The following is a 996-nucleotide window of genomic DNA, read 5'->3' as shown; positions in this document are numbered from 1 at the left end:
AACCCATGTTATATTGCACAAGATAAAAATATATCATCATGAACAATAAAACTGTCTGCTTACATAAACAGTAATACAAGGGGTGTTATGAGCCATATTCAACGGGAAACGTCTTGCTCGAGGCCGCGATTAAATTCCAACCTGGATGCTGATTTATATGGGTATAGATGGGCTCGCGATAATGTCGGGTAATCAGGTGCGACAATCTATCGATTGTATGGGAAGCCCAATGCGCCAGAGTTGTTTCTGAAACATGGCAAAGGTAGCGTTGCCAATGATGTTACAGATGAGATGGTCAGACTAAACTGGCTGACGGCATTTATGCCTCTTCCGACCATCAAGCATTTTATCCGTACTCCTGATGATGCATGGTTACTCACCACTGCGATCCCCGGGAAAACAGCATTCCAGGTATTAGAAGAATATCCTGATTCAGGTGAAAATATTGTTGATGCGCTGGCAGTGTTCCTGCGCCGGTTGCATTCGATTCCTGTTTGTAATTGTCCTTTTAACAGCGATCGCGTATTTCGTCTCGCTCAGGCGCAATCACGAATGAATAACGGTTTGGTTGATGCTAGTGATTTTGATGACGAGCGTAATGGCTGGCCTGTTGAACAAGTCTGGAAAGAAATGCATAAGCTTTTGCCATTCTCACCGGATTCAGTCGTCACTCATGGTGATTTCTCACTTGATAACCTTATTTTTGACGAGGGGAAATTAATAGGTTGTATTGATGTTGGACGAGTCGGAATCGCAGACCGATACCAGGATCTTGCCATCCTATGGAACTGCCTCGGTGAGTTTTCTCCTTCATTACAGAAACGGCTTTTTCAAAAATATGGTATTGATAATCCTGATATGAATAAATTGCAGTTTCATTTGATGCTCGATGAGTTTTTCTGATAGTTAGTCTTTGTAGAGACACAAACCTGAAATTCCGGACACCGCGCTTCAGGACATCTCCCTGGACGCCGATATCTGGCAGTATCCGGACGG

General features: G+C 43.6%; 1 pseudogene. It reads left to right on the top strand.

Going from position 1 to position 996, the window contains the following annotated elements:
• The first annotated feature begins 87 nt into the window (after positions 1-87).
• Positions 88-903: pseudogene (locus tag QKE30_RS10785) on the top strand (APH(3')-I family aminoglycoside O-phosphotransferase).
• Positions 904-996: the final 93 nt, after the last annotated feature.

This window comes from Corynebacterium sp. c24Ua_83, assembly GCF_039907245.1.
Classification (GTDB): Bacteria; Actinomycetota; Actinomycetes; order Mycobacteriales; family Mycobacteriaceae; genus Corynebacterium.
Note: the sequence above shows the minus strand (reverse complement) of the source record. Positions and strands in the feature narration are given on the sequence as shown.